Consider the following 26,297-nt stretch of genomic DNA (forward strand, 5'->3'; position numbering starts at 1 on the left):
GGCCGTGCGCTAACCGATCAGTGTCTCCTTCGGTCGAACCACACAGAATTCGTTGCCCTCGGGATCGGCGAGCACCACCCAGGACTCCTCGCCCGTCTGGCCGATGTCGACCCGGCGGGCACCCAGCGCCAGAATCCGCTCGATCTCGTCCGCACGGTCTTCCGCCCCGGAGGTCAGATCGAGGTGCAGGCGGTTCTTGACCCGCTTCTCATCGGGTGACGGCATGAAGCAGATGCCGACTGGCGCCGCCTCGTCGGGGCCGATCACGACCTCGCGCTCCCGCTCGGACAACACGCGCCATCGCAGCACGTCGGCCCAGAAACGGGCCAGGCCGGGGAGGTCGTGGGCGTCGAGACGATGTGGTGAAGCTGAAGTGGCATGTACGCGAGCTTCGCCGGACCCGGCGCGCACCGCCACTGAAATACCGCTACCCCTGAAGTCTTGCCAGCAGGTCCCGCTCGGCCGGTTCGAAGGGCCGGCGGGCACCGTCGCGGACGGCGACCAGCAGCGAGGTCACCTCGCAGTAGACCGACGCGTCGTCCCTGACCGCCTGTGTCACCGTGACGGAATCTGCCTCCAGGCCGGTCACCGCGGTGTCGACGCGGACGTTCTCGGCGGGCACCATCAGCGGCCGCAGGAATCGGATTCCGTGCCTGGCCACCGTGATCGGGCCGATTCCGTCGGTGATCTCGGCGAGCGCCTCGTTGGCGTAGTCGACGTAAACGATGTTGTTGACGTGCCGGTTGGCGTCCAGGTCGGCTCGCCGGACCTGCACTGCGTAGGTGTGTGTCACGTGGTCACCAACTCTGCGGGCAGCAGCCTCGACAGCGCGGACCGCTCCTGCTCGTTCAAGGCCCTGGACCGTCCGGCAGCGGGGTCGACGAACACGATGGTCGACGTGGCGCGGGCGTAACAGCCCTGCTCGTCGCGGATCTCCTGCTCGAACGCGATGGAGGAGTTGCCGATCCGCGTCAGCTGCGTGTGGACGTCGATGGGGGATCGCCGGTAGGGCAGCGGCGCCAGGTAGTCGACGTCGACCTGCGCGATCACGCTTCCGCCCATCAGCGTCGGCACCTCAGCGGCCAATCCGATGATCAGATCGATCCGCGACTCCTCCAGATACCGCAGCACCGCGGTGTTCCGGACGTGGCCGTCGGGCTCCATATCGACCCACCGGAGCGGGCAACTGAACACATGCGCAGACACCCACATAGTTTCCCAAACAAACTGACTTGGGCGCACGTGAGTAATCCCACGGGGCTTCAGCGGTAGGTGAGCATTTCCCGATTGGAGCCTTCTAGGTGGGTGTGGTCGTTGAAGGTGACCAGCGAGGTTCCCGAGCGGCCGTGGACGATTTTGGTGAGGCCGGTGTTCACGGTGACGCGGTTGAGGTTGAGCCAGCCTTCGGGTGGGAGACCGAGCAGACCTGCGCAAACGGCACTGATCGGGCCGCTGGAGGTGAATACCAGCGCCGTCTCGGATGGGCCGAGGGTGTCGAGCAGGGTGTCCAAGGCGGTGCGGGCGCGGGTACAGAAGGCCTGCCAGGTTTCGGCATAGCCGGTCTCGGCGTCGACCCAGCGGCGCAGGGCCTTGTCGAACATGGCTTGGAACGCGCGGGCGGGCTGGAGGGTGCGGGCCATGTCGGCCATGAGCACCGTGCGGCTGCGGTAGACGGGGCGGTAGCCGACGATCACGCCGTTGTGGTCGTATTCGTTCCAGCCCTCGACCACGGTCTCCGGGACCGGGCGGCCCAGGGCTTCGAGGCAGTGCGTGGCGGTCTGGCGGTGGCGGGTCATGGCGCCGGTGATCACGGTGTCCACCGAGTCGACGCGGTCACGCAGCGCGGCGCCGAGCACCTCGGACTGGCGGCGGCCAAGATCGGACAGGGTGTCGTAGTCGCGGGCGCCCCAGGAGGCCTGGCCGTGGCGGATCAGGTAGACGACGGCCATCAGCCCGCCCCGATCACCTTGCGGGCGCGGTGGTGCAGCCAGTGGCAGGCCACCCAGTAGAAGCGGAACCGGGGGTTGCGGGTCTGCTTGTGGTGGTAGCGGTAGTAGATCTGCTGCACGATCACCGCCAGCCGGAACAGGCCGAAGGCCTCGTAGAAGCGCCAGTTCTCGGTCGACAGGCCCATGCGGTCGCAGTAGTACTCGACCACCTCGCGGCGGGTGAGCATGCCGGGCAGCTGGGTGGGCTGCATGCGCAGTGCGTTCGCGAGTGGACCCTCACCTGCCTGAATCCAGTACGCCATGGCTCCGCCGAGGTCCATCAGCGGGTCGCCGATGGTGGCCATCTCCCAGTCCAGGATGCCGAGGATGGCGTCGGGGGAGTCCCAGGTGCGGTCGGGGCGCAGCACGACGTTGTCGAAGCGGTAGTCGTTGTGGATCACGCAGGACCGCACGTCGGCGGGCTGGTTGGCGGCCAGCCAGTCCATGGTGCGGCGGTGGCTGGGCACGTTCCAGGTGCGGGCCCGGCGGTAGCGGTCCGACCAGCCCGCGACCTGCCTGCCGACGTAACCCTCGCCCTTGCCGATCTCGGACAGGCCCGCGGCGACGGGGTCCACCGAGTGCAGATCGACCAGGCGGTCCAACACGTTGCGGCACAACGCACCTGCCTGCGGCGGGCTCAACTCGACGCCCCGCGGCAGATCGCGGCGCAGGATCATGCCGGGCAGGCGCTCCATCACGTAGAACTCGGAGCCGATCACCGACTCGTCGGTGCACAGCGCCAGCATGTCCGGCACGTAGGGGAACACCGGCTTGAGGCGGGACTGGATCAGGTGCTCGCGGCGCATGTCGTGCGCGGACTTGGCCTTGGTGCCCGCGGGAGGGCGGCGCAGGATGAGGTCGCGGTCGGGGTAGCGCAGCAGGTAGGTCAGGTTGGACGCGCCGCCGGAAAACTGGCGCACCTCCGGCGGCCCGGTGAGGCCGTCCACCTGCGTGGACAGCCAGTGGTGCATCCCGTCCACGTCGAAGGCGTCCTCCTGGCGGACGGTCTTCGGCTGGTCCAAGCTCACCTGGTCTCTCTCTCGATGCGGGCGCGCAGTCTGCGGGCCGCCTTGGACAGCTCACGGCGGAACAGCGGTCCCGCGTAGCGCTTGGCCCACCAGGCGAGCCTGCCCTCGCGATGGGTGAGCAGCAGGAACTTCCCGCCGCGGACAGCGTCGTACACCTGATCGGCCAGGTCCTCGGCGGTGACCTTGCCGTTGCGAATCAGCTTCGTGCTGACCTCGGCCAGTGCCGGGTCGGGGCTGCGGAAGCTCGCGACCAGGTTGGTGTTCACAAACGCCGGGCACACCACCGTGGTGCCGATGCCCCAGGGCTCAAGCTCGAAGCGCAGCGTCTCCGACAGGGCGACCACGCCTGCCTTGGTGACGTTGTAGGAGCTCATGAACGGGGGGTTGATCAGGCCCGCCATCGAGGCGACGTTGACGATGTGGCCGCTGCCCTGCGTTTTGAGCAGCGGGACGAACGTGCGGCAGCCGCGGACCACGGACAGCAGGTTGATCTCGGTGATCCACTCCCAGTCCTGCGCGGTCACCGCCTCCACCCGACCCGCCGCGGCCACGCCTGCGTTGTTGATCAGGACGTCCAGCCCGCCCCATTCGCGTTCCACCCACTCGCGAGCACGCTGCCAGGCGGCCTCGTCGCGGACGTCCAGCGGGAGGAAGACCGCCTTGCCGCCGTTGCCGGACAGCTCGCCGACGGTGCCCGCGCCCGCGGTGATGTTGATGTCGGCGACCACGACCCGCGCGCCCGCCGCCGCGAACCGGGCCGCCATCGCTTTGCCGAGGCCCGAGGCCCCGCCCGTGATCAGCACCCTCATCGCAGCATCCCGTACTTGGCCAGTTCCAACCGCGCGACGACCCCGCGGTGCACCTCGTCGGGGCCGTCGGCCAGCCGCAGCGCCCTGGCGATGGTCCACGCCCCGGCCAGCGGGAAGTCGTCCGACAGCCCGGCGCCGCCGTGCAACTGCATGGCCATGTCCACGACATCCTGCGTCATCCTCGGCACCAGCGCCTTGATCTGCGAGACCTGCGACAGCGCGCCGAAAACGCCCTGGGTGTCCAGCAGCCACGCGGTGTAGAGCACGAGCAGCCGCGCCTGGTCGATGGCGATCCGGGCCTCGGCGATGCGCTCGCGGTTGCCGCCCAGGTTGACCAGCGGCTTGCGGAACGCGGTGCGCTCCACACCGCGGCGGCAGGCGTACTCCAGCGCGAGTTCGGCGAGGCCGATCAGACGCATGCAGTGGTGGACGCGGCCGGGGCCGAGCCGGTTCTGGCCGATCTCGAAGCCCTTGCCCGGTCCGGCGACGATCGCGTCAAGCGGCAGCCGCACGTTGTCGAAGGCGACCTCGCCGTGGCCGGACGGCTCATCCAGCCGCCCCATCACCGGCAGCATGCGCTCCACGGTCACCCCCGGCGCGTTGCGGGGCACGGCCACGATGGAGTGCTGTTGGTAGCGGTCGGCCTCGGGGTCGGTGAGACCCATGAACAGGATGAGCTCGCAGCGCGGGTGTCCGATGCCCGTGCTGAACCACTTGCGGCCGTTGACGACCACCTCATCACCCTCGATGACGGCGGTCGCCGCCATGGTGGTGGCGTCGGAGGAGGCCACCTCGGGCTCGGTCATGCAGAACGCGGAGCGGATCTCGCCGTCCAGCAGGGGACGCAGCCAGCGCTGCTTCTGCTCCTCGGAGCCGAAGTAATGCAGCACCTCCATGTTGCCGGTGTCGGGGGCGTTGCAGTTGAACACCTCGGCGGCGATGAAGGAGCGGCCCATCAGCTCCGCGAGCGGGGCGTAGTCCACGTTGGACAGCCCGGCGCCGTGGTCGGGGTCGGGCAGGAAGAGGTTCCACAGCCCGGCGTCCCGAGCCTTGGCCTTGAGCTCGTCGATGACCGGCAGCACCTGCCAGCGGTCCTCCGGAGCGAGCGCGTGCAGTTCGCGCAGGTAGCTCTCTTCGACCGGCGCGATCTCCTGAGAGATGAACTCGCCGACCCGATCCACGTACTCCCGCGCCTTGGCGGAGGGGGCGAAATCCACGGCCACTCCTCGCTGTTGAGCAATGCTTAACTGGAACGGTAGCGCAGAGTTGAGTGTTGCTCAATAAGATGGGGGCGTGACCTCCGACAGCGCTCCGCGCGCCAGGCTCAGTGCCGATGACCGGCGCCGACAGCTCATCGGCATCGGCCTCCAGATGCTGGTCAAGCGGCCTATTCACGAGCTTCCGCTGGACGAGGTCGCGGCCGAGGCCGGCATTTCGCGGGGTCTGCTGTTCCACTACTTCCCGACCAAGACCGACTTCTACCGCGCCGTGGTGCGGGCCGCGGCCCGCAGGCTGGTCAGGGCCACCGCCCCGGACCCGGAGGCGGCGCCCGGTGACCAGTTGCTCCAGACGCTGGACACCTTCGTGGCGTTCCTGGAGCGCCGCCGCGATCTGTATGTGGCGTTGTTCCGCGGCGCCGCCGGCGGCGCGGACTACCTGATCGAGATCTACGAGGACACCCGCGACGTCTTCGCCAGCCGGACGGCCGCCGCGCTGGAGGGCATCGAGGTGACGCCGGACCTACACCTGGTGATCCGCGGCTGGTTCAGCTTCGTCGAGGACACCGTCCTGACCTGGACCAGGGAGCAGACCATCCCGCGTGACGAGCTGCTCGCGCTATTGGCCAGGACGCTGCCCGCGTTGATCATCGCCGCCCGCCCCGCGCTGGCTCCCACGGTCCGTGAACTGGTGCCGTTCGCCCCCTAACAAGTTGGTGAACCGCGCTGCCGGGTCGGGCGACCCCTGCGACGATGGCGCCCTCGCACGACGAAGGAGGGTCTGGTGGCCTCTCGACTCAATCCCTACATCAGCTTCGCGGGCACGGCGCGCGATGCGATGGAGTTCTACAAGAGCGTTTTCGGCGGCAGCCTGGCGTTGAACACCTTCGCGGAGTTCGGCATGCCGGAAAGCCCCGACTCGAACAAGATCATGCACGCCATGCTGGAAACCGATCAGGGCTTCACGCTGATGGGTGCCGACACCCCGCCCGGCCAGGAGCACAACCCCGGCGACAACATCGCCATCAGCCTCAGCGGCGACGACAACGAGTTGCGCGACTTCTGGGAGAAGCTGTCCGAAGGCGGCACCGTCCAGGTCCCGCTGGAGAAGCAGGCTTGGGGCGACGAATTCGGCTTCCTGACCGACAAGTTCGGCATCGGCTGGATGGTCAACATCGGTCAGCCTCAGTAGTGAGGTCCTTCTCGAACCAGTGGTGGGCGTAGGCCTCGTCGTTGAAGGCCGCCACCTCGCGGTACCCCGCCGCCCGGTACAGCCCAATCGCCTCGGTCAGCGAGCGGTTGGTCTCCAGCCGCACGACTGCCACGCCCCGCGCCGCGGCCTGGGATTCGAGTTGCGCCAGCAGCCGCCTGCCCAGGCCGAGCCCGCGGACCGTGGGGGAGACCCACATGCGTTTGATCTCCGCGGGCTGGGTGTCGTGCAGCTTCAACGCGGCGCAGCCGACCGGCTCGGCGTGCAGGGTCGCGACCAGCAGCAGACCCGAGGGCAGGATCAGTTCTTCGTCCTCGGCGGGCAGGCTCCGGCCGGGGTCGAACCCGGCCTCGAAGCGCTGCGCCAGTTCGCTGAAGTACGCGCGGAGGCACGACCTCGCGTCGGGATGCCGAGGGTCGGTGACGTAGACCCGCACGGTCGAGGCGAGCAGCAGCCGCTCCACCTCCGCCATCGCCGTGATCAGCCGGTCGCGTTGCCGCGGGCTGAGCGGTTCCAGGATCGAGACCGCCAACTCGTCGGAGCGCTGGTCCAGCGTGGCGCGCTCGGCCAATCCGAGTTCGGTGAGACGGGCGGTGCGAACCCGGCCGTCGGTGTCGCTCGGGTCGACCACGACCAGTCCGGCGTCTTCGAGCGACCGCAGCAGCCTGCTCAGGTAGCCCGAGTCCAGGTCCAAGCGGGAACGCAGCAGTCGCACGTCGCAGCCATCCCGGCCGATCTCCCACAGCAACCGCGCCTGCCCCAGCGGCCGGTCGCGGGAGAGAAACGCGTCGTTGAGCGCCCCGACTCGCTGCGTCACGGTCCGGTTGAACCGCCGCAGGCCATCGATCATGCTCGCGTCCATTACCTGACTATAGTCAGAGAATGCTGCGCTCCTGGGTTCGTGCGGACTTCGGCATCGAACTCGCCACTCTCGACCGCGTCCACCTCGGTGCCGATGAGAAGGCCGAGGTCTGGCATGCCGTCGCCGCGGACGGGAGGCAGTACGCCGTCAAGTGGACCTCGGGAGGCACCGAGGCGGGCCTCCTCCTGCCCGCCGACCTCGTCCGGCGCGGTGTGCCGGGCATCGCCGCACCCGTGCGAACAAGCAGTGGAGGCTGGTGGAGCGAACGCGAAGGCCGCAGGCTGTCGCTGACGTCCTGGGTGTCCGGAAGCGGCGCGATGACAGCCCGCCAGTGGAAGGCCTACGGCGAGTTGTTGAGGCGCGTGCACGACACGCCGACCACCGTGACCCTGCCGCGCGAGGACTACACCTCACACGCCCGCTGGACGCGTGTTCCGGACCTCGGGGGCGGTGTCGTGCCGACGCTGTTGGACCGGGCCCACCTGCTGGGTGCGGCACTGCGCACCCGAGAACATCAAAACGTGGTGTGCCACGCCGATCCGCACCTGGGCAACCTGCTGGTCGACGCCCACGAGCAGGTGTGGCTGATCGACTGGGACAACGCGGTGCTCGCACCCCGCGAACGGGACCTGATGTTCGTACTCGGCGGGGTGCTCTACTCCAACCTGGTCACGCCGCAGCAGCAGGAGTGGTTCTTCGACGGCTACGGGCACGTCGAGATCGACCCCATGCACGTGGCCTACTACCGCTGTACGCGTGCGCTCGAAGACCTCATCGTCCCGGCCCGCCAAGCCGCCGCGGACCCCGCCGCGATGGAGATCGTCCGAGGCGTGCTCTCACCCACCGGCCTGGCCCGGCAGGCACTGGACTCGTTGCCGGTCCTGGACGACCAGGGCTTGGCCCTGACCGACTTCCGATTCGGCCCCGAATCCGACGTCACGACGGTGGACCCGCTGCCCGCCTCGCTGGTCGTCGTATTGCACGAGGACGCGGTGCTGATGTTGTTCAACCCCCACCGCAAACAGTGGGAACTACCGGGCGGGATGCGCGACCCCGGCGAATCGCCCAGGCAGGCGGCGGTGCGGGAGCTAGCCGAGGAGACCGGCATCCACACCACCGACCTGCACTTCGCGGCGATCAGCGAGTTCGCGCTGCCGCACCGCGAGTTCCTCGCGATCTACCACACGCAAGTGGCGACCCGCCCCGCTTTGACGGTCAACCACGAGGCGACCGATTTCCGCTGGTGGTGTCCGGGGGAGGCGCTGATCCCGGACCTGAGCCCGCTGGACGCCGAGATCGCCAGGCGGGTGGCTGAGCGCACGCGGTCCACGTAGGCGACGAGCTTCACTACGTCGTCCGCGGGCCAGGGCAGGTTCGCGGCGAGCGCGGATGCGTTCTCCGTCCACATGCGACGCGGCCTTGGTGTCCGCATCGGCGTAGGAAGCGTCCCCGATCGCATCCCACGCTAGAACCTCCCGCTGCGTGAGGTTCAAGTCTTGACCTGGAGCGCGCTCCAGCGTGCAGGCTGATCGCACCCATACCGCTCAACCTTGGGGGAATAGCGTGAAGTACCGCGACATCGGCACCACCCCGAACACCCGCCGCGAGGTCAGCGTGCTCAGCCTCGGCGCGATGATCTTCGGCACCGCCGTGGACGAGCAGACCTCGTTCGCGATCCTGGACCGCTACGTCGAGGCGGGCGGCACGTTCATCGACACCGCGAACAACTACGCGTTCTGGCTCGGCGGCGGTTTCGGCGGCCAGAGCGAGGCGCTGATCGGCCAGTGGCGCCGCAGCCGCGGCATCGGTGACGAGGTGCTCATCGCCACCAAGCTGGGTGGCCGCCCCCGCACCGCCGATATGGACATGGAGACTTTCGGCAGGCCCGAGTCCATCGAAGGACTGTCCGCCAAGGTGATCCGCGAGTCCGCGGACCGCAGCCGGGAAGCACTCGGCATGGAGCGCCTGGATCTGCTCTACGCGCACATCGAGGACCCGCGGACCGATCTGGAGGAGACCGTCGGGGCTTTCGGCGAACTGGTCGCCGAGGGTGCAGTGGGCATGCTCGGTGCCAGCAATCACTGGTCGTGGCGGCTGGAGCGGTCCCGTGCGATGGCCCGGCAGCAGGGCGTGGCCGGGTACGAGGTGATCCAGTACCACCACAGCTACCTGCGTCCCCGCACGGACCTGCCGAGCAGGCGCTCGCAGGACGGCGAACTTGGTGTGGTCGGCGGCGAACTGCTCAGCTACCTCCGGGAAGAGCCCGATCTGGCGCTGGTCGCGTACTCGCCGCTGCTCGGGGGCGCCTACGTCCGCGAGGACAAGCCGCTGGCGCCCATCTTCGACCACCCCGGGACGCAGGCACGGTTGGCCGCGTTGCGAGAGGTGGCCAAGGAGACCGGCGCCACGGTCAACCAGGTGGTGCTGTCCTGGCTGATCGGCGGTGAGATCCCGATGATCCCGCTGGTCGGCGCTTCCTCTGTCGCGCAGTTGGAGGAGAGCCTGGCCGCGGTCGACCTGGAACTCACGCTCGAACAGCGCGCGAAGCTGGACGCCGCCGCCTAGAACCGCTACCCGTGCTTGCCTTCGAACCGCGTGACGAGGGCGAGCACTGCAGCGGCACCGTCCTCGGCGCGGATCCGGCGAGCGAGTTCGGTGGCGCGGTCGCGGTGGGATTGGTCGAAGCAGGTCCACAGCGCGTCGGTCGGGGTGTTGGCGGAAACAGTCCCGACCGGCGGGAGTCAGGACCGGCGGCGCAGCGCCTTCTGCGCAAAGCCCTCCAGCCGCACGATCGCCGATTCGTCGCCGACCTTGGCCGCCACCCGCATCAGCGGCGGTGCGAGGTGGCGGATTGCGTAGGAGATCCGCGCGCCCACAGTGATCGGCACGACCGGCTTGTTGTGCCGGACTGCGGAGAGGATGCGGCGGGCGACCAGCTCCGGACCGGGCGCCCAGCGCTCGAAGAACCGGTTCGTGAGCTGGCCCCGCCGTTGCTGCTGGTCCGCGGGCAGCCCGACGAACGTGCTGGCGGAGTAGATGTTGGTGGCGATGAACCCGGGGCAGATCGCGCTCACACCCACCTTGTACGCCGACATCTCCGCGCGCAGCGACTCCGACAGCATCAGCACCGCGGCCTTGGTGGTGGTGTAGGCGGGTAGCGCGCGGCTGGGGGTGAACGCCGCGGCCGAGGCCACGTTCACGATGTGCCCGCCCGCGCCCGGCTGCTCCAGGTGGCGTTGCGCGAGTAGGCGCCCGAAGACGCGGCAGCCGTGTACCACGCCCATCAGGTTCACGTCGATGATGCGCCGCCAGTCCTCCGCGCTGTGCGCCAGGAACGGCCCGCCCATCCCGATCCCGGCGTTGTTGACGATGACGTCGGGCACGCCGTGCTCGGTGCGCACCCAGTCGGCGAGCCGCTCCCACTCGTGCTCGTCGGTCACGTCCAGGCTGTGCGGGATGCCGACGCCGCCCTTCTCGCCGACCTGCCGCGCGGTCAGTTCCGCGCTGCGCAGGTCGATGTCCGTGCAGATCACGATCGCGTCCAGCGCCCCGAACGCTTCCGCGGTCGCCTTCCCGATGCCCGAGCCCGCGCCGGTCACCAGCACCAGCCGAGGTTCCATGCTGCCCTCCCACGTGTGTGACAGCGCGAACGTTACATCGACCAATGGCACAGTGTGAAGAGGTAGAGTGCGCCGCGATGGGCGAGTACCGGATCGACGAGTTGGCGCGGGCCGCGGGCACCACGACGCGCAATGTGCGGGCCTACCAGGACCGCGGCCTGCTCCCGCCGCCGCGCCGCGAGGGCCGCGTCGGCATCTACACGGAGGCCCATCTCGCCCGGCTGCGGCTGATTGGCTCGCTGCTCACCCGCGGCTACGCCACCGCGCAGATCTCGGAGCTGCTCACCAGCTGGGAGCAGGGCCGCAACCTCGGTGATCTGCTGGGCTTGGAGCAGGCGATCAGCAGTCCGTGGACGGACGAGATCCCGACCTATGTGGCCACCCGCGACGCCCGCGAGATGCTGCCTGGCGAGGTGTTCGACCGCGTGGTGAAGCTTGGTGTGCTGGTACCCGAGGGCGACCAGTGCCTGGTCACCAGCCCGCAGCTGCTGAACGGGTCGCTGGAGCTGATCGGTTACGGCTTCAGCCTGCCCGAGCTGCTGGCGCTGTACGAGTCGATCGCCCCCACCATCGAGGACGTGGCACGGCGCCTGGTGCAACTCGGCGCGGATCACCTGATCAGCGAGCACGGCGAATCCTGGCTGCCCGAAGGCGGCGAGGTCGCCCAGGCCACGGCCTTGCTGCAACGTCTGCGGCAGCTGGCGATGACCTTGGTGCAGGGCATGCTCGCGCATGCCATGGAACGCAACATCGAGATGGTGCTGGGCGAGCATCTGGTGCGTGTGATCAAAGAGCACAATCAGGCATGACCATCTTGCGTCTGGGTGCGATCGTGTTGGCGGGCGGCAAGGCCCGCCGCTTCGGCGGCGCCGACAAACTGGCGTTCCGGCTGCGCAGCCGCACGCTGCTGGACCATGTGCTGGGCGCGGTGGCCCGCGCGGGCGCCGACCCGGTGATCGCGGTCGGCCCACGCCGCAGGCTGGAGTACCAGGTGATCTGGACGTGGGAGAAGCAGCCCGGCGGTGGCCCCGCCGCCGCCATCGCGGCCGGGCTGGCCGAACTGGATCTCCACGACCCGGACGTGGACCTGATCGCGGTGCTCGCGGGCGACCAGCCCGGCCTGACGGCAGGCACCTTGAACGGCTTGCGCAGGGCGTTGGAAGCGCACCCGCAGGCAGCGGGCGCGGTATTGCTGGATCAAGCAGGTAAAACCCAGTGGCTCAGCGGGATCTGGCGTACGCCGTTGCTGCGCGACGCGGTGCGGCGCCGCGAGCACACCGAGGGCGTGTCGGTGCGCGACCTGCTGGGGGAGCAGCCCATCGTGAAGGTCCCCGCCGCCGCCAACGAGACCCGCGATGTGGACACGGCGGAGGACCTTGCCGCCTGGGAAGCCAACTTCGACAACTGGTCCCGTGGCGGCCGCGCTAAGCCCTGACCCTCGTCGGCTTGAGATGGGCGCGCAACTGCTCGCAGGTACCGGCAACCGATCGATGCTTGGCAGCGGGCCGCAGCCGACGCTCCAGAAGCATCAGCCTTCCGTTGACCCGGGCGGAGGAGACCTTCTGTGCTGACGCCATGGCCTGCCGAGTGGTCACCGCTGCCTGCTCCAACTCGTTCTGCCGCAGGTAGCTCAGCGCGAGATGAACCTGGATCTTCGCCCTCGCCGTCGACCGCTGCTGGGGAAGGGTGAGAAGCGACCGCTCCAGAAGCTCGCTCGCATCACGCGGCCTACCCGCATCGCGAAGCACCTGACCGACATCCGAGGTGAGGTCCGCTTCGCTGAAGTAGGCGAACCACGCGGGCTCCTCGCCCCCCGGTTTGCGGTCGAAGGCGCGCTTCGCATCATCGATGGCGGCCCGTGCGGCATCGCCATCACCGAGAAGCGCCAGCGCACGCGCACGATGACCGTGCAGCCACGAGGACACGGCGGGCGTAGCCGCGTCGCCCGCGAGATTGAGTGCGACGCGGTGGAAGGCGGTCGCTTCGCGGAAGCGTTGTGCCGCCTCGGCGGAGGTCGGCGCGTTGTTGCCGACATCCATGGCGAGAGTGCTCATCTCCGCGAGCACATGGGCCGCGTAGAGACGGTCCTCCACGTGCATCGCGAGATTCAGCGCCTGTGTGTAGTACTGCTGGGCCAGCGCATGCCTGCCGACATCCACCGATGTCCTGCCGGCAAGGGCCGTTGCCTGCGCGACGGTGGAGAAAAGCTTCTTGCCCACGGCTTCGCCGAAACTGCTCCGCAGCGCCGAATCCGCCTCCGAATTGAGGAAGCGGATGACCTGGTCTCTGATCTTTCCGCCGCCGTGTCGCCGCAACTGCACCTCGAAGTGGTGCACTGTCTCGGCAATGGCCTGAACATCGGATTCGCCGATCCGGTTTCCTGCCCGCCGGGCCAGCGACTGCGCGGGAAGGGCGGTCATGGCCAATAGGGCGGGTTGCGCGAATGCGGACGCCGTATACGCGGCGCCCATGAGGAAGTTCCGGCGTTTCAGGTCTCTCCGCGACAACTCCACCACGATGCCCATGGTGCCACTGATCGACGCAGAACAGGCCATAGGATCGAACGTTTCCGCCTCCAGCGCAGAATCGATGAACCCGCAGTCCTCTAGGGAGAGGGTGTATCCGAGCCGTCCGGACAGAATCTCGGCGACCAGGCGCGGAGTCGGCCAGCGAGGCTGCGCGCCCTCCAGCATCCGCTTGACGGAGGACGCGTTCGGTGAGAGATGGACTCCCTCCTTCTCACCTGCCGCGACGATCGCGCGGGCAAGTGCTGAGCGGCTGACACGAGCATCGGCTAGCAGCGCATCGAGCGCTGCGTTGGGTAGGCGTTCGGCCATTTGGGTGCTCACATCCTGTTGATGATGTGTAGCCAGCCGTAGCCAAGAGCGCAGCCTAAACCGGACATTTGGAAGACAGTGCCGCCAAGTCTGACTCTTTTTGCACCCTTGGGCGAATTGCTGCGTTATCGATCTTGGAACTCCACTTCCTTGGGTACTCAACCTCCGGTCTGCTGTTTGCGCAGCGATGGTTCACAGCTCAGCTAGGAGCGGCAGCGTGTTGCCGGAAGAACGTGTTCTGTTGGCCGAACTGGCCAGTCTCAACAAGCAAATCGTGATGTACGCGTGTGGGGTGCTGGACGACACCTCATCTCCACATCAGCAACTGGAGCTGGGTAACCGGCTCTCCAGCATTGGCGAAGTGATGCGGCAGCGGGCCATGGACCGAGGACGCACCATCGATTCGGTGATCGACGGGGAGGTGCTCGATGTGGATTGACGAGATCAGCTTCGAACTACTGGTGTTCCTGCTGTGGCTTTCGATGCCGCCCGCCTACGTGATCATCATCGGTCGTGGCTATGTGCGGCGCTGCGAACAACTGCTCGCACAACTTCGCTACGAGCGGGAGGATCTGGTCGACATGCTCGCCGAGTCGGAGCGGCTCCGCTCCGGAAGGCACCGCCTGAACGCCTGAACGGTGGCTACCGCGGCCAGGTCCACCTGATCCCGTGGATGCCAGGCAACGCGTCCAGCGTCACCCGGTGCACAGCGCCGAACCGCGACGGCTCGAGCCTGCTGACCGTCTGCGGCGAATCCACGTCCGGGGCGTAGTAGCTCTCCATGCGGTTGGGCAGGACGGTGGGGCAGAAGGCGATCTCCTGAACGTACTCCCGAACCCGGTGCCGTACCTTCCGCTCGTAGCACACCGCCAGCGGCGCGTTCGCTACGTTGACCAGCTCGTACTCGATGATCGTCGTCTCGCCCGCGATGAGTGGGCGGTCGAAGACCAACTCGCAGGCGAACAGCCCGTTCCCCGAGTCGGTCACGGTCCGGCCGCGCACGCAGTGCCGCAGCGCCCGCACCTCCGACTCAGGCCTGCCGCGGCCGCCGCCGCTCTGGAACACCACCACCCAGCGGTCGGGGCCGTCGACCACCGCCCGCAGGACGTGCCGGGACCACAGCGAGGTCTCCCGCCGGTTCTCGTTCACCGTGAGCCGGTCGTGCTGGCTGATCCTGACCAGGTGCTGATCCCACTGATCGTCCAGCTGCCGCCACAGCGCCAGCACCTGGCCGCGCTCGCCGTCCTGCCACAGCGCCCGGTGGTCCAAGCCAGGCGGCTGCTGCTGGGCGGGCCTGCGCCGCTGCGGTTCGATCAACGACACCAGCGTTCCCGCAGCCAGGCCGAGCACATCCTCCAGATGCGCCACGGTCGTCACCGACTGCCTGCGGCCGGGCCTGCTGCGACCGGTCTGCCAATAGCTCAGCGCCGCCGTGCTGATGGAAATCCCGCGCTGCTTGAGTCGCTCCTGGATACGGTCCAGGCTCAGGCCGCTGTCTGCCACCGCCGCTCGGAACGCCTCGTCGAAGGTGCGGCCGATCGGTGGGTGCGCGGCGTCCTGTTGTGGCGCTTCGCCAGCGGTCATCACTGATCTCACCTGTCTGTCCACACGGGCTAGTGCGACGAAAGCGCTCCGCCGGACAGAACGGGCTGTCCGGCGAAGCCATTTCCCCAGGTGGAACTACTGGTAGGTGTACCACTGGCTGTGGTTGAGAACGCTGGCCGGTGTGTTTCCCGTCCCCCAGGGAGCCATCGCCTCATTCAGGTCTACCACGAACGTTGTGTTACTTGTGGGCACATAGGTCGCATTCGGGAATCTGCGCTGCCAATCGGACCACAGTTTGTCCACATAGCAGTGGTGCATCCAGAACACCGGGTCGTTTGGCGAACCCGCGCCCGCCATCGTGCCGCCGACCCAGTTGTGCACGCGGTTGTGCAGGTTCGGGCCCTGGAAGCCCTCCAACTGGTTGCGGAAGCTGTTCGACGACCCGTGATTCCACGGCGAGGTGTCGTAGGTGCTGATGTTCCCCACCGTGTTGATCTGCGTCGCGGTGGGCAGCGAGACCCCGTTGGCGATGTTGCGCCGCAGGTAGTTGGCGCTGTCGCTGCGCACGTTGAGGGTCCAGTTCCCGGTGGAGAACGCGAACGGGCCGTTGGTGACCCGCCAGTTCTGCGCCGACGAGCCGTTGCCGCCGAGGAAATCGGCCGACCACATGGAAGAGGACGCGCCATCGGTCGCCCAGTTCCAATACGGCAGGTCGACACCGAGCTGCGTCTCGAAACGACGCAGGTATTCCCGATGCCACGGAAGGAACGACGGGCATACGTGCCCGATGCGCGTGCCGTTGGGGTTGTCGCCGTTGAATCGGGTGATGTGCTGCTGGACGTAGGGGTCGTACGTGCCGTCGCGCTTCATTCTCAGAAACGCTTCGACAAGATTGCCCCTCTCCGTTGAGGTGAGCGCGCTGACGCTCTTTCTGACACCCACGGTGATTCCTTTCAAGTCTAGGGGGTTATGCCATTTTCAGTGGTGGCCCAAAGGCACGGGCTTCAGGTCGCCGAGGGTGTCGATGGCGCGGCGTGCCGCAGATTTCAGGTCACTGAAAGTTTCGTAGTGGTTGACCGAGGTCGTCCACGTGTTCTCGTCGTACTTCATGACGTGCAGCGCTTCACCATCGATGAGGACATGCTGGTTCGCGTGTCCGTTGTTGCCGTGCTGGTCGGGTGCCTGCTCGGCGCCGTCCACGATGGTGATCTCGCGGCCCTTGTACTTCTCCTTGTACGCAGGCTTGTCACTGGCAAGCGCGTGACCTGCGTGAACAGGGCTCTTGCCCTCGCTCGCCAGCGTCGTCGAGACGCCGAAGGCGGCGAGTCCGGTTGCTGCCGTCACCGTCCCGGCGATGCTCAACAACCTTCTTCGATTCATTTTCGATGCGTTTTCCTCAGCCATTGTTAATCCTTATCCCCTACTATGGCTCGGATTACTCCCCAGTCGCCGCAGGTAACGCCGGCCGCTTTTCAAGTGAGCGGAAGCGGCGACACCGAACGCCAGTTTAGGCGTGAATACGTCTTATGGGCGGACCGCGGTCCGGAAACAATTAACAGTTCGTCGGCGACCTGCAGTTATGCCCTCGAAGGTTGAGACCTGGTGGCGAAAATGTCTCGAAATGGTTGACCTTTGCTGCGACAAGGGTCACAGTGAGGACGCACAACCTATTTGCACTAGACCGAAAGGACTAGCAATGGGAAGGACAATCGCACGCCTTGCTGCGGTGGTCTTCGCCATCGGCTTCACGGTCGCCGCACCGGTCGCCGCGGGCGCTCAGGAAACCGTCGGCAGTGCCACCTGTCGACCGGGCATGCATAGCGAGACCTACCAGGATCGCAACATCACCGTCTTCGACCGGTGCAGCACAGCGGAGGAATTGCGCTACACGGTCTTCATCGACGGATATGAATTGGTGGTTTACCGCCTCGATGACCGCAACTATGTCAGCAAGGTGGTCCTCTACGACCCCAAGCCCTCGCTGGTCGAGGCGGGCCGGGCGGCCGTGGAGGTGCTGGGCCCTGACGTCAACCCCAGCTGACCTCCGCTGACGCGAGTGCGGGCGCCCCTGATCGGGGGCGCCCGCACACGTTTTCACAGTGGTCATACCGCCCGGAGGATTGGCTGTGGGGGACGCGGCATAACCTCGTCGGCGCCGACCTGTTGGAGGAAGCACTGTGACCGAAGCTGGGCATGCGGAGGGCGCCTCGGCCCCCACCACACCGGCTCACGACGCCCAGCTGCTTGAACGCACCGTGTTCGAGGTCAAGCGGGTCATCGTCGGGCAGGACCGTCTCGTGGAGCGGATGCTCGTCGGCCTGCTGGCCAAGGGCCACCTGCTGCTGGAGGGCGTGCCGGGTGTGGCCAAGACACTGGCCGTGGAGACCTTCGCGCATGTGGTCGGCGGCAGCTTCAACCGCCTCCAGTTCACCCCCGACCTGGTGCCCGCCGACCTGCTCGGCACCCGCATCTACCGGCAGGGCAAGGAGGCATTCGACGTCGAACTCGGCCCGGTGGTGGCCAACTTCGTGCTCGCCGACGAGATCAACCGCGCGCCCGCCAAGGTGCAGTCGGCGCTGCTGGAGGTCATGGCCGAGCGGCACGTGTCCATCGGCGGCAAGACCTTCCCGATGCCCGACCCGTTCCTGGTGCTGGCCACCCAGAACCCCATCGAGAACGAGGGCGTCTACCCGCTGCCCGAGGCTCAGCGCGACCGCTTCCTGTTCAAGATCATCGTCGAGTACCCGACGGTGGAGGAGGAGCGGGAGATCATCTACCGGATGGGTGTGAACCCGCCCGAGCCACACCAGGTGCTCACCCCCGAGGAGCTGACCCGCCTACAGCGGGTCGCCGCCAACGTCTTCGTGCACCACGCGCTGGTGGACTACGTGGTCCGCCTCGTCGTCGCCACCCGCACCCCGGCCGAGCACGGCCTGACAGACGTCGCGAGCTGGGTCGCCTACGGTGCCTCGCCGCGTGCCTCGCTTGGCATCATCGCCGCCGCCAGGGCGCTGGCCCTCGTTCGCGGCCGCGACTACGTCCTGCCGCAGGACGTGGTCGACGTGGTGCCCGACGTGTTCCGGCACCGCCTCGTGCTCTCCTACGACGCGCTCGCCGAGGGCGTGCCCGTCGACCACATCGTCACCCGCGTGCTGCAGACCGTGCCGCTGCCGCAGGTCTCCGCCAGGCCTCAGGGCGCACCCGGCCAGTTCGCACCCCACGGGATGGCCGGACACCCGTGAAACCCGACCGGCCAGTCGACCCACGGCCGTCCTGGGCGCCGCCGGTGCTGCGCGGCGACAAGATGGAGGCCGCGCTGCGCACCCTGGAGATCCAGGTGCGGCTGCGGCTGGACGGCCTGCTCCAAGGCAACCACCTCGGTCTGGTGCCCGGTCCCGGCACCGAGCCCGGTGAGGCCCGGCCCTATCAGCCCGGTGACGACGTGCGCCGCATGGACTGGGCGGTCACCGCGCGCACCACGGTCCCGCACATCCGCGAGACCGTCGCCGACCGCGAGCTGGAGACGTGGCTGGCGGTGGACCTCTCGCCCAGCCTGGACTTCGGCACCGCCGCCTGCGAGAAGCGCGAGCTCGCCACCGCCGCTGTCGCGGCCATCACGCACCTGACCAGCGGCGGCGGCAACCGCATCGGGGCGATCATCGCCAACGGCGAGACCGTGCAGCGCCTGCCCGCCCGCGGCGGTCTGGCCAACGCCCGCGCCCTGGTCCGCACCGTGGCGCAGACTCCTCGGGCGCCCGAAGGCACCCGAGGCGACCTGTCCGCCGTGCTGGAGCAGCTGCGGCGCCCGCCGCGGAGGCGGGGCCTGTGCGTGGTCGTCTCGGACTTCCTCGGGCCGCTGACCTGGGAGCAGCCGCTGCGCGCGTTGTCGGCGCGGCACGAGTTGCTGGCCGTCGAGGTGCTCGACCCGCGCGACATCGAACTTCCCGACGTGGGCACCGTCGTGCTGGCCGACCCTGAAAGCGGGCGCCAGCGCGAGGTCCGCACCACCCCGCTGCTGCGCAAGGAGTTCGCCGCGGCGGCAGCCGAACACCGCGACCGGGTCGCCGCCGTGCTGCGCGGCGCGGGTTGCGGACACCTCGTCCTGCGCACCGATTCCGACTGGGTGGCCGATACCGTGCGTTTCGTCGTGGCCCGCAAACGGCGCTGGTCGGGAGGTGCGGCCTGATGTTCGGTCTGCACCTTGGCGGTTTCTCCGCGCCGTGGTGGTTCGTGCTGCTGACCGCCGTGATCCTGCTGTCCGTCGGCTACCTGCTGGCCCAGCGCCGCCGCCGGGTGCGGATCATGCGCTTCACCAACCTCGATCTGCTCGACCGCGTCGCCCCGCGTCGCCAGGGCTGGGTGCGGCATGTGCCCATCGCGTTGATGCTGGTGTCGCTGATCCTGCTGACGGTGGCGCTGACCGGGCCGACCGCCGAACAGAAGGTGCCCCGCAACCGCGCCACGGTGATGCTCACCATCGACGTGTCCATGTCCATGAAGGCCACCGACGTCGAGCCCACCCGGCTGGAGGCCGCGCAGGCCGCGGCGAAGACGTTCGCCGACGCCCTCACGCCCGGGGTGAACCTGGGCCTGGTGACCTTCGCGGGCGCCGCGACCGTGCTGGTCAGCCCGACCACCGACCGCGTCGCGGTGAAGCAGGCGATCGACAACCTCCAACTGGGCGAGGGCACCGCGACCGGTGAGGGCCTGCTGGCGTCCATGCGCACGATCGAGGCCTTCGGGAAGATGGTGAGCGGCCCCACCGGCCCGCCGCCCGCCAGCATCGTGCTGATGACCGACGGCAAGGAAACCGTGCTGGCAGGCCGCGCCTACGAAGCCGCCGACATGGCGGGGGAGCAGCACCTGCCCATCTCGACGATCTCCTTCGGCACCAAACACGGCCGGGTCCAGATCGGCGACGAGGTGGTGCCGGTTCCGGTGGACGACGTCGCGATGGAGGAGATCGCCAAGCGCTCCGGTGGCGACTTCTTCCAAGCCGCCACCGAAGAGGAACTCAAGCAGATCTACGCCAAGCTCGGAGAGCAGTTCGGCTACGAGATCAAGCAGACCGACGCCAGCAAACCGTGGCTCATGCTGGGCACCATCGCCGCCGTCCTCGCCGTGCTGTGCGGTCTCCTGGTGGGACAGCGCCTGCCTTGACCTCTCACCGGCCTGCGGGCTGGGGTTCGGGTTCGGAGAGGAAGCCACCGGACTGGTGTTGCCAGAGGCCCGCGTAGGTGCCGCCGGACTCGATCAGGGCGTGGTGGGTGCCTTGTTCGAGGATCTCGCCGCGGTCCAGAACGATCAGCTGATCCATCCGGGCGACGGTGCTCAGCCGGTGCGCGATCGCCACGGTGGTGCGGTTGCGCATCAGCTCCCAGAGCGCCTCTTGAATGAGAAGCTCGCTTTCGGAGTCCAGTGCGCTGGTCGCCTCATCCAGCAGCAGGACCGGTGCGTCGCGGAGGATGGCACGAGCGATCGCCACCCGCTGCCGCTGGCCGCCGGACAGCTTCACCCCGCGCTCGCCGACCAGGGTGTCGAAACCCTGGGACAGCTCTTGGGCGAAGCTGGTGACGTGGGCGGCGTCGGCGGCTTGGCGGATCTCCGCTTCGGTGGCCGTAGGCCTGCCGAAGGCGATGTTCTCCCGCAGGGTGCGGTGGAACATCGCCGGATCCTGCGGAACGTAGGCGATCAGACTGCGCAGGTCCGCCTGCCGCAGGCTGGTGATGTCCTGGCCGCCGATCAGAATCCGGCCCCCGTTCACGTCCATCAGCCGCAGCAGCAGCTTGGTGATCGTGCTCTTGCCACCTCCTGAGCGGCCCACCAAGCCGACCTTCGTGCCTGCCGGGACGGTCAGGTCCAAGCCATCGAACAGCGGTCGGCCATCGCCGTAGCCGAACCGAACCTGGTCGAAGCGGATGTCGGCCGGTCCGGAGCGCAACGGTTCGGGCTTCGGCGGGTCCAGCACCGTCGGCGGCTCCAACAGCAGCTCACTGAACTGCGCGGCCTCGGTCATCGCGCTCTCCAGCCGCCGATAAGTCGGGTTGAACTCGAACATGATGCGGGTGGCGCCGCTGTAGTAGCTGAACGCCACCACGATCGCGGCCACGCCAAGCCCACCGTTGGCCAGCCAGACCGCCAGCAGCAACCCGGTGACGGTGGTGAGCACCGAGAACGGGGAGATCAGGGTGTCGATGCGCAGGTTGCTGTAGTCCCAGGCCCGCAGCCCGCGGCGGCGATGGTCGTCGACTCGCGCTCGGTGCTCGGCAGCCTCCAGTTCCTCCGCCGCGAACGCCCGCACCGTGTCCATGTTGCTCAGGCAGTCCGCGACATGGCCCGCCACGCGCGCACTGGCGACCTCCCGTTCGTCGACCAGCCCCTGCCTGCGCCGGATCAGCGGAGCGACGAGCAAACCGGTCACCGCGATAAGCCCGAGCAGCACCGCCACCAGCGCGGGATGGTAGCTCCACAGCACCACACACGCGAAACCCAACGGCAGGATCTGGCCGAGCACATTGAAGACCAGCGTGTCCACGAACAGCTCGAACCGAGAGGCGAAACTCAACGCCCGCTTGGTGAGCGAACCGGCGAAATTATCGTGGAAAAACGCCGCGTCCTTCGCCAGCAGTTCCCGCATCGCAATCCGGTTCAATCGGGCCATTCCCGAGGATTCCACACGGTTCAGAAAATGGATACCGATCCGCCACAACGCCTCCCCGGCCAGCAGCGCCCCGGCCACCCCGAGCACATAGGGCAGTACCGAACCGACGTCCCCGGCCTGCCCACTGCTCAACCGCCCGACCAGGGTCCCGACCAGCAGCGGCGTCAGGTAGAAAACGCAGATGTTCCCCAACGCGGGCAACAGCATGCCGGGCACCGCCTGCCGCGGCCGCCGCGCCAGCTCGGCCCAGTAGTACCGCAACACCAACCGAACAGCACGTATTCGGGTTCCCGGAGCAAGACGTGTTGAATCATCACCGGATTCTGGCGCAGGCATATTTGGTTTCCTCCGTGGTGATCACCAGGACAACCCGTCCATCCTGCCGAAGCGCCAAGGAGATCGCGAGCGAATTACAGCTGCCCAGGTCCGTTCACACGGCGACCAAAGTGAAACAGATTGCACGTTTTCGCTGGCTGTACCACTCACGAGGTACGGCCAGCGAAAACGCCGGCCGGTATCAGAGCAGCGGGCCGGTGAGCTGCTCAATGAACGAGCGGTGGCCGGGCACGCTGGTGTAGATCGACGGGTACCAGGTGCACGCGGAGCCGCCGCCCGAGCGGCTGGTGGTGCCCGCGAGTTCCCACCCGCCGTTGACCTTGGTCATGGCCGGGCCGCCGGAATCGCCGTAGCAGGCACCCTTGCTCGTGTTGCCGACACCGCCCGCGTCACCGACGCAGATCTCGGCGGCGTGGATGCCGTAGCAGTCGCGGGTCGGGTGCAGCTTGGTGTCCAGTTCGTTGAGCGTCCTGGACGCACCGCCACAGGTCGGCTCCGGGGCAGGTCTGGCCGTGGCCGATGATCCGCACCGGCAGCCCGGCCTCCAGCGGCGTCCGCGTGACCTTCATCGGCGTGGCGGTGGCGGCCTTGGCGAGCTTGAGCAGCCCGAAATCGGAATCGCCAGGGGCGCCGATTCGCTGGGTCACCTCGACCTGCTCACCATCACCGAACGAGTTGCCGCCGATCCGCACGAACGTCACCGGGCCGTAGGGCTCCAGACAGTGCTTGGCGGTAGCCACCCAGGTGGGGGCGATCAGCGTGCCAACGCACACGAAGCCCTCCGGTACGAACAGCATGGCGAACGCCGGGTAGTTCTCCGAGGCGGGACGGCCACCGACGATGTAGGGCTCGACGTCGGCCGCACTCGCCGCGGGCGCGGTCAGCGCACCCGCCAACAGAGCCAGCGCGATTCCCAGATTGCGAAGCAAGAGCTTCCCTTCCACACATAACAGCAAGGTGTGTCTGTGATAGCTCGGTCACGCGTGGGCCACTACGGCGGTGGTCAGGCTCCTCTTCAGTTAAGGGGATTGCATGATCCGGACAGTGTTGGCTTCGCAACGTTGGCCGTGACCGACAGGTTCGGATTCGGGCGCGGGCGATAGCGTGGGGCCGGGAAGCTGGGCAGGCATTCGAGGAGGCAACCTGTGGCACGGTCGGTATTGGTGACCGGCGGCAACCGCGGCATCGGGCTCGCCATCGCGCAGGCGTTCGCCGCGCAGGGCGACAAGGTCGCGGTCACGCATCGCGGATCGGGTGCCCCGGAGGGCCTGCTCGGCGTCAAGTGCGATGTCACCGATGCCGCGCAGATCGACACCGCGTTCGCCGAGGTCGAGGCCGCGCACGGGCCGGTGGAGGTGCTGGTCGCCAACGCCGGGATCACCGATGACACGCTGCTGCTGCGGATGAGCGAGGAACAGTTCACCCGCGTGCTGGACGCCAACCTGACCGGCGCGTTCCGCGTCACCAAGCGCGCCACCCGGGGCATGCTCAAGGCGCGGCGCGGCCGCCTGATCTACATCTCCTCGGTGGTGGGACTGCTGGGCTCGGCGGGCCAGGCCAACTACGCCGCCAGCAAGGCCGGGCTGGTCGGCTTCGCCCGGTCCATCGCCCGCGAACTCGGCTCCCGCAGCATCACCGCCAACGTCATCACGCCCGGTTTCATCGAGACCGACATGACCGCCGCCCTGCCCGAGGAACGTCGCAACGAGGTGCTCGGGCAGATCCCGCTGGCCCGCTACGGCGCCGCCGCGGAGATCGCGGGCGCGGCGACCTGGCTCGCCTCCGACGCCGCCGCCTACGTCACCGGGGCGATCATCCCGGTCGACGGCGGCCTCGGCATGGGCCACTGATCACTCGGCACACCCGACATCACCTGAAACGACGGAGGAACAGTGACCGGACTGCTAGCCGGTAAGCGCCTGTTGATCACCGGTGTCATCACCGACGCCTCGATCGGCTTCCACGTGGCCAAGGTGGCCCAGGAGCAGGGCGCCCAGGTCATCCTGACCGGCTACGGCAGGCTCAGCCTGGTCCAGCGCATCGCGGGCCGCCTGCCCCAGCCCGCCCCCGTGGTGGAGTTGGACGTCACCAACCAGGAGCAGTTGGACAGCCTCGCCGACCGCGTCCGCGAGCACGTCGACGGGCTCGACGGGGTCCTGCACTCCATCGGCTTCGCCCCGCAGAGCACCCTGGGTGGCGGCTTCCTCACCGCGCCGTGGGAGGACGTGGCGACCGCCATGCAGATCTCCACCTTCTCCTACAAGTCGCTGGCGATGGCAGCGCTGCCGCTGATGCCCGCAGGCGGCTCCATCGTGGGCCTCACCTTCGACGCCACCCAGGCCTGGCCGGTCTACGACTGGATGGGCGTTGCCAAGGCCGGCCTGGAGTCCTGCAACCGTTACCTGGCCCGCGACCTCGGCCCCAAGGGCATCCGGGTGAACCTGGTCGCCGCCGGTCCGATCCGCACCATGGCGGCCAAGAGCATCCCCGGCTTCGAGCAGTTCGAGCAGGCCTGGGAGGAGCGCGCCCCGCTCGGCTGGAAGATCACCGACCCCACCCCCACCGCGCAGGCCTGCGCCGCGCTGCTGTCCGACTGGTTCCCCGCCACCACCGGTGAGATCGTTCACGTCGATGGCGGGTTCCACGCGGTGGGAACGGCCCCCGGCGCTTAGCTGCTGGTTGAATGGAGCGGTGGAGTTCGATGCGCTGCTCGTGTTGTCGTTCGGCGGGCCGGAAGGCCCCGATGACGTGCTTCCGTTCCTGGAGAACGTGACCAGGGGCAGGGGAGTGCCGCCGGAACGGCTCACCGAGGTCGCGCAGCACTACCACCACTTCGGCGGTGTGTCGCCGATCAACCAGCTCAACCGCGACCTGATCGCGGCCATCGAGGAGGAACTGCGCGACGCCGAGATCGACCTCCCGGTCTACTTCGGCAACCGCAACTGGCACCCGATGGTCGAGGACACGGTGGCCCGCATGGCCACCGACGGCGTACGAAAGGCGCTGGTCTTCCCGACCAGCGCCTTCGGCGGCTATTCAGCCTGCCGCCAATACGACGAGGACATCCTCCGCGCCCGCTCCGCCGTCCCGAACGCTCCCGACCTGGTGAAACTCCGCCAGTACTACGACCACCCGTCCTTCATCGCCGCCTTCACCGACGCCGTGGAGCGCGCCGCCCGCGAAGTACCCGCCGGCTACCGCCTGGTCTTCACCGCCCACTCCATCCCCGTCAGCGCCGACGAGGCGGCAGGCCCCCCTGGCGACGGCCACCGCTACTCCCGCCAGGTCCACGAGGCAGCCCGCCTGGTGGCGCAGCACGTCGACGCCGAGTACGACGTGGTCTGGCAATCCCGCTCCGGCCCCCCGCACATCCCGTGGCTGGAGCCCGACATCTGCGACCACCTCGAAGCCCTCGCCGACCAAGGCGTCACCTCGGTCGTAGTGTGCCCCATCGGTTTCGTCTCCGACCACCTCGAGGTGATCTGGGATCTCGACACCGAGGCCAAGGACAAAGCGGCTGAACTGGGCATCTCCTTCGCCCGAGCCGCCACCCCCGGCACCAACGTCCGCTTCCCCGGCATGGTCCTCGAACTGATCGCCGAGCACACCGCCAACGCGCCCGTCCGCAAATTGTCGGAGACCTTCCCGGCCGCAGGCTGCACCCTCAACGGCGCCCCCTGCGCTCCCGGCTGCTGCGAACCCGCCCGCCGCCCCACGGTCTCCGCCACCCGCAACCCCTGAACCCAACCCCGCACCACCCCGACGAACGCCACCTCGAACACGGCGTTGTGCACCGACGCCGCGCCTCCGACCCGACACCGTGCACGCGTTCCCCGACCGCGGCACTGGGATCACGCCCGCGACCACCGGGCGCACACGTGACCCCCAGCGCTGGCGCTGCGCCGTACCAGCGGGCACCGAGCCCGTCGTCTCCTCACCCCGCCGAGTCGCCCAGGCCCGCACGGCGGACGGCCTCCGCGTGCCGGTTGCGTTTGGCCGTCGCTTTCGAGATGGACCATCAGCCTCATACGGCCCGGAACTCGCAGCTCGCTATCACCGATACCGCCCCGGCCCCACAAGCCCTCAACGCACCCGCAAGCCCTAAACCCACTCGACACCCCGACTACCCTTGATCAGGGGGACGCATTTTCCGATCGCCCCCCAAGCCGTCATGATGTCGCCGC

Annotated in this window: 31 protein-coding genes; 15 read left to right on the forward strand and 16 right to left on the reverse strand. The window is 68.1% G+C overall.

Annotated features, from left to right (window positions below; all coding sequences use genetic code 11):
* Positions 1-9: 9 nt before the first annotated feature.
* From ACU6XJ_RS23775 to ACU6XJ_RS23805, 7 genes are all read right to left on the reverse strand, one after another.
* The gene (locus ACU6XJ_RS23775) at positions 10-417 is read right to left on the reverse strand and encodes a VOC family protein (RefSeq protein WP_476315847.1); all 408 of its coding nucleotides are present in this window, start codon (positions 415-417) and stop codon (positions 10-12) included.
* Between the two features lie 10 nt (positions 418-427).
* Positions 428-793, reverse strand: coding sequence for an acyl-CoA thioesterase (locus ACU6XJ_RS23780; protein ID WP_476315850.1), 366 nt, complete (start codon positions 791-793; stop codon positions 428-430).
* Positions 790-1,164, reverse strand: coding sequence for an acyl-CoA thioesterase (locus tag ACU6XJ_RS23785; protein ID WP_476315853.1), 375 nt, complete (start codon positions 1,162-1,164; stop codon positions 790-792). The genes ACU6XJ_RS23780 and ACU6XJ_RS23785 overlap by 4 nt, the downstream gene beginning before the upstream one ends.
* A 98-nt stretch (positions 1,165-1,262) precedes the next feature.
* Complete coding sequence (locus ACU6XJ_RS23790; RefSeq protein WP_476315856.1) at positions 1,263-1,949, reverse strand: histidine phosphatase family protein; 687 nt, start codon at positions 1,947-1,949, stop codon at positions 1,263-1,265.
* Entirely contained in the window at positions 1,949-3,016 is a 1,068-nt protein-coding gene (locus ACU6XJ_RS23795) for a phosphotransferase family protein (RefSeq protein ID WP_476315859.1), read from the reverse strand. The genes ACU6XJ_RS23790 and ACU6XJ_RS23795 overlap by 1 nt, the downstream gene beginning before the upstream one ends.
* Complete coding sequence (locus ACU6XJ_RS23800) at positions 3,013-3,825, reverse strand: SDR family oxidoreductase (RefSeq protein WP_476315861.1); 813 nt, start codon at positions 3,823-3,825, stop codon at positions 3,013-3,015. Before ACU6XJ_RS23800 ends, ACU6XJ_RS23795 begins: the two co-directional genes overlap by 4 nt.
* Positions 3,822-5,042 carry an acyl-CoA dehydrogenase family protein gene (locus ACU6XJ_RS23805; protein WP_476315863.1) on the reverse strand — a complete coding sequence of 407 codons (1,221 nt, stop codon included), beginning with the start codon at positions 5,040-5,042 and terminating at the stop codon, positions 3,822-3,824. Before ACU6XJ_RS23805 ends, ACU6XJ_RS23800 begins: the two co-directional genes overlap by 4 nt.
* 76 nt (positions 5,043-5,118) lie before the next feature.
* Here ACU6XJ_RS23805 and ACU6XJ_RS23810 point away from each other — a divergent pair, with 76 nt between their 5' ends.
* Together ACU6XJ_RS23810 and ACU6XJ_RS23815 are read left to right on the forward strand one after the other, a co-directional pair.
* A complete protein-coding gene (locus tag ACU6XJ_RS23810) occupies positions 5,119-5,751 on the forward strand; it encodes a TetR/AcrR family transcriptional regulator (protein WP_476315866.1) in 633 nt (210 codons plus the stop codon).
* 75 nt (positions 5,752-5,826) lie between these two features.
* Positions 5,827-6,234, forward strand: a complete 408-nt coding sequence (locus ACU6XJ_RS23815; RefSeq protein ID WP_476315868.1) for a VOC family protein — start codon at positions 5,827-5,829, stop codon at positions 6,232-6,234.
* Here ACU6XJ_RS23815 and ACU6XJ_RS23820 read toward each other — a convergent pair.
* A complete protein-coding gene (locus ACU6XJ_RS23820) occupies positions 6,212-7,114 on the reverse strand; it encodes a GNAT family N-acetyltransferase (protein ID WP_476315871.1) in 903 nt (300 codons plus the stop codon). The genes ACU6XJ_RS23815 and ACU6XJ_RS23820 overlap by 23 nt on opposite strands.
* Positions 7,115-7,134: 20 nt before the next feature.
* On the opposite strand from ACU6XJ_RS23820, the gene ACU6XJ_RS23825 reads away from it, so the two are divergent.
* Positions 7,135-8,448 (forward strand): NUDIX domain-containing protein, encoded by a 1,314-nt coding sequence (locus ACU6XJ_RS23825; protein WP_476315873.1) that lies wholly within the window; start codon positions 7,135-7,137, stop codon positions 8,446-8,448.
* A gap of 229 nt (positions 8,449-8,677) precedes the next feature.
* Positions 8,678-9,679 (forward strand): aldo/keto reductase, encoded by a 1,002-nt coding sequence (locus ACU6XJ_RS23830; protein WP_476315876.1) that lies wholly within the window; start codon positions 8,678-8,680, stop codon positions 9,677-9,679.
* A 176-nt stretch (positions 9,680-9,855) separates the two neighbouring features.
* Here the strand turns inward: ACU6XJ_RS23830 and ACU6XJ_RS23835 are convergent, their stop codons facing one another.
* Positions 9,856-10,734: an SDR family NAD(P)-dependent oxidoreductase gene (locus ACU6XJ_RS23835; protein ID WP_476315879.1), complete on the reverse strand. Its 879-nt coding sequence runs from the start codon at positions 10,732-10,734 to the stop codon at positions 9,856-9,858.
* A 77-nt stretch (positions 10,735-10,811) separates the two neighbouring features.
* On the opposite strand from ACU6XJ_RS23835, the gene ACU6XJ_RS23840 reads away from it, so the two are divergent.
* Both ACU6XJ_RS23840 and mobA read left to right on the forward strand, forming a co-directional pair.
* On the forward strand, positions 10,812-11,543 hold the full coding sequence (locus ACU6XJ_RS23840) for a MerR family transcriptional regulator (RefSeq protein WP_476315882.1): 732 nt from the start codon (positions 10,812-10,814) through the stop codon (positions 11,541-11,543).
* The gene (gene mobA, locus ACU6XJ_RS23845; RefSeq protein ID WP_476315886.1) at positions 11,540-12,169 is read left to right on the forward strand and encodes a molybdenum cofactor guanylyltransferase; all 630 of its coding nucleotides are present in this window, start codon (positions 11,540-11,542) and stop codon (positions 12,167-12,169) included. The genes ACU6XJ_RS23840 and mobA overlap by 4 nt, the downstream gene beginning before the upstream one ends.
* Here the strand turns inward: mobA and ACU6XJ_RS23850 are convergent.
* Positions 12,159-13,583 carry a hypothetical protein gene (locus ACU6XJ_RS23850; protein ID WP_476315888.1) on the reverse strand — a complete coding sequence of 475 codons (1,425 nt, stop codon included), beginning with the start codon at positions 13,581-13,583 and terminating at the stop codon, positions 12,159-12,161. The genes mobA and ACU6XJ_RS23850 overlap by 11 nt on opposite strands.
* Before the next feature lie 205 nt (positions 13,584-13,788).
* Here ACU6XJ_RS23850 and ACU6XJ_RS23855 point away from each other — a divergent pair, with 205 nt between their 5' ends.
* Positions 13,789-14,010: a hypothetical protein gene (locus tag ACU6XJ_RS23855; RefSeq protein ID WP_476315891.1), complete on the forward strand. Its 222-nt coding sequence runs from the start codon at positions 13,789-13,791 to the stop codon at positions 14,008-14,010.
* On the forward strand, positions 14,000-14,206 hold the full coding sequence (locus ACU6XJ_RS23860; protein ID WP_476315893.1) for a hypothetical protein: 207 nt from the start codon (positions 14,000-14,002) through the stop codon (positions 14,204-14,206). Before ACU6XJ_RS23855 ends, ACU6XJ_RS23860 begins: the two co-directional genes overlap by 11 nt.
* A gap of 7 nt (positions 14,207-14,213) precedes the next feature.
* Here the strand turns inward: ACU6XJ_RS23860 and ACU6XJ_RS23865 are convergent, their stop codons facing one another.
* The 3 genes from ACU6XJ_RS23865 to ACU6XJ_RS23875 form a co-directional block, all read right to left on the reverse strand.
* Positions 14,214-15,155, reverse strand: a complete 942-nt coding sequence (locus ACU6XJ_RS23865; RefSeq protein WP_476315896.1) for an XRE family transcriptional regulator — start codon at positions 15,153-15,155, stop codon at positions 14,214-14,216.
* Between the two features lie 96 nt (positions 15,156-15,251).
* Complete coding sequence (locus ACU6XJ_RS23870) at positions 15,252-16,073, reverse strand: tyrosinase family protein (RefSeq protein ID WP_476315899.1); 822 nt, start codon at positions 16,071-16,073, stop codon at positions 15,252-15,254.
* A 21-nt stretch (positions 16,074-16,094) separates the two neighbouring features.
* Positions 16,095-16,520, reverse strand: a complete 426-nt coding sequence (locus ACU6XJ_RS23875) for a tyrosinase family oxidase copper chaperone (RefSeq protein ID WP_476315902.1) — start codon at positions 16,518-16,520, stop codon at positions 16,095-16,097.
* 292 nt (positions 16,521-16,812) lie between these two features.
* Between ACU6XJ_RS23875 and ACU6XJ_RS23880 the strand changes: the two genes are divergently transcribed.
* The 4 genes from ACU6XJ_RS23880 (at position 16,813) to ACU6XJ_RS23895 (ending at position 20,276) form a co-directional block, all read left to right on the forward strand.
* On the forward strand, positions 16,813-17,157 hold the full coding sequence (locus tag ACU6XJ_RS23880; protein ID WP_476315905.1) for a tyrosinase family oxidase copper chaperone: 345 nt from the start codon (positions 16,813-16,815) through the stop codon (positions 17,155-17,157).
* Between the two features lie 136 nt (positions 17,158-17,293).
* Complete coding sequence (locus ACU6XJ_RS23885) at positions 17,294-18,358, forward strand: AAA family ATPase (protein ID WP_476315907.1); 1,065 nt, start codon at positions 17,294-17,296, stop codon at positions 18,356-18,358.
* A 62-nt stretch (positions 18,359-18,420) separates the two neighbouring features.
* A complete protein-coding gene (locus ACU6XJ_RS23890) occupies positions 18,421-19,302 on the forward strand; it encodes a DUF58 domain-containing protein (protein ID WP_476318603.1) in 882 nt (293 codons plus the stop codon).
* An 8-nt stretch (positions 19,303-19,310) separates the two neighbouring features.
* On the forward strand, positions 19,311-20,276 hold the full coding sequence (locus ACU6XJ_RS23895) for a VWA domain-containing protein (protein ID WP_476318605.1): 966 nt from the start codon (positions 19,311-19,313) through the stop codon (positions 20,274-20,276).
* A gap of 4 nt (positions 20,277-20,280) precedes the next feature.
* Here ACU6XJ_RS23895 and ACU6XJ_RS23900 read toward each other — a convergent pair whose 3' ends face one another.
* From ACU6XJ_RS23900 to ACU6XJ_RS23910, 3 genes are all read right to left on the reverse strand, one after another.
* Positions 20,281-22,041: an ABC transporter ATP-binding protein gene (locus ACU6XJ_RS23900; RefSeq protein ID WP_476315910.1), complete on the reverse strand. Its 1,761-nt coding sequence runs from the start codon at positions 22,039-22,041 to the stop codon at positions 20,281-20,283.
* Between the two features lie 253 nt (positions 22,042-22,294).
* A complete protein-coding gene (locus ACU6XJ_RS23905; protein WP_476318607.1) occupies positions 22,295-22,570 on the reverse strand; it encodes a trypsin-like serine protease in 276 nt (91 codons plus the stop codon).
* Positions 22,503-23,042 carry a trypsin-like serine protease gene (locus tag ACU6XJ_RS23910; protein ID WP_476315913.1) on the reverse strand — a complete coding sequence of 180 codons (540 nt, stop codon included), beginning with the start codon at positions 23,040-23,042 and terminating at the stop codon, positions 22,503-22,505. The genes ACU6XJ_RS23905 and ACU6XJ_RS23910 overlap by 68 nt, the downstream gene beginning before the upstream one ends.
* 216 nt (positions 23,043-23,258) lie before the next feature.
* On the opposite strand from ACU6XJ_RS23910, the gene fabG reads away from it, so the two are divergent.
* From fabG to ACU6XJ_RS23925, 3 genes are read left to right on the forward strand one after another with little or no spacing between them, the layout of a single operon-like run.
* A complete protein-coding gene (fabG, locus tag ACU6XJ_RS23915; RefSeq protein WP_476315916.1) occupies positions 23,259-23,963 on the forward strand; it encodes a 3-oxoacyl-ACP reductase FabG in 705 nt (234 codons plus the stop codon).
* Between the two features lie 42 nt (positions 23,964-24,005).
* Complete coding sequence (gene fabI / locus ACU6XJ_RS23920) at positions 24,006-24,785, forward strand: enoyl-ACP reductase FabI (RefSeq protein ID WP_476315919.1); 780 nt, start codon at positions 24,006-24,008, stop codon at positions 24,783-24,785.
* A gap of 19 nt (positions 24,786-24,804) precedes the next feature.
* Positions 24,805-25,854 carry a ferrochelatase gene (locus tag ACU6XJ_RS23925; RefSeq protein ID WP_476315922.1) on the forward strand — a complete coding sequence of 350 codons (1,050 nt, stop codon included), beginning with the start codon at positions 24,805-24,807 and terminating at the stop codon, positions 25,852-25,854.
* The last annotated feature ends 443 nt before the right edge of the window (positions 25,855-26,297 follow it).

It is taken from the genome of Actinorectispora metalli, assembly GCF_056323685.1.

Excerpts from the sequence above, each read along its gene's own strand:
- ACU6XJ_RS23820 (WP_476315871.1), bottom strand. The coding sequence starts at position 7,114 with ATGGACGCGAGCATGATCGATGGCCTGCGGCGGTTCAACCGGACCGTG.
- ACU6XJ_RS23875 (WP_476315902.1), bottom strand. The coding sequence starts at position 16,520 with ATGGCTGAGGAAAACGCATCGAAAATGAATCGAAGAAGGTTGTTGAGC.
- ACU6XJ_RS23865 (WP_476315896.1), bottom strand. The coding sequence starts at position 15,155 with ATGACCGCTGGCGAAGCGCCACAACAGGACGCCGCGCACCCACCGATC.
- ACU6XJ_RS23785 (WP_476315853.1), bottom strand. The coding sequence starts at position 1,164 with ATGGAGCCCGACGGCCACGTCCGGAACACCGCGGTGCTGCGGTATCTG.
- ACU6XJ_RS23790 (WP_476315856.1), bottom strand. The coding sequence starts at position 1,949 with ATGGCCGTCGTCTACCTGATCCGCCACGGCCAGGCCTCCTGGGGCGCC.
- ACU6XJ_RS23860 (WP_476315893.1), top strand. The coding sequence starts at position 14,000 with ATGTGGATTGACGAGATCAGCTTCGAACTACTGGTGTTCCTGCTGTGG.
- ACU6XJ_RS23825 (WP_476315873.1), top strand. The coding sequence starts at position 7,135 with ATGCTGCGCTCCTGGGTTCGTGCGGACTTCGGCATCGAACTCGCCACT.
- ACU6XJ_RS23880 (WP_476315905.1), top strand. The coding sequence starts at position 16,813 with ATGGGAAGGACAATCGCACGCCTTGCTGCGGTGGTCTTCGCCATCGGC.
- ACU6XJ_RS23890 (WP_476318603.1), top strand. The coding sequence starts at position 18,421 with ATGGAGGCCGCGCTGCGCACCCTGGAGATCCAGGTGCGGCTGCGGCTG.
- ACU6XJ_RS23840 (WP_476315882.1), top strand. The coding sequence starts at position 10,812 with ATGGGCGAGTACCGGATCGACGAGTTGGCGCGGGCCGCGGGCACCACG.
- mobA (WP_476315886.1), top strand. The coding sequence starts at position 11,540 with ATGACCATCTTGCGTCTGGGTGCGATCGTGTTGGCGGGCGGCAAGGCC.
- ACU6XJ_RS23800 (WP_476315861.1), bottom strand. The coding sequence starts at position 3,825 with ATGAGGGTGCTGATCACGGGCGGGGCCTCGGGCCTCGGCAAAGCGATG.
- ACU6XJ_RS23835 (WP_476315879.1), bottom strand. The coding sequence starts at position 10,734 with ATGGAACCTCGGCTGGTGCTGGTGACCGGCGCGGGCTCGGGCATCGGG.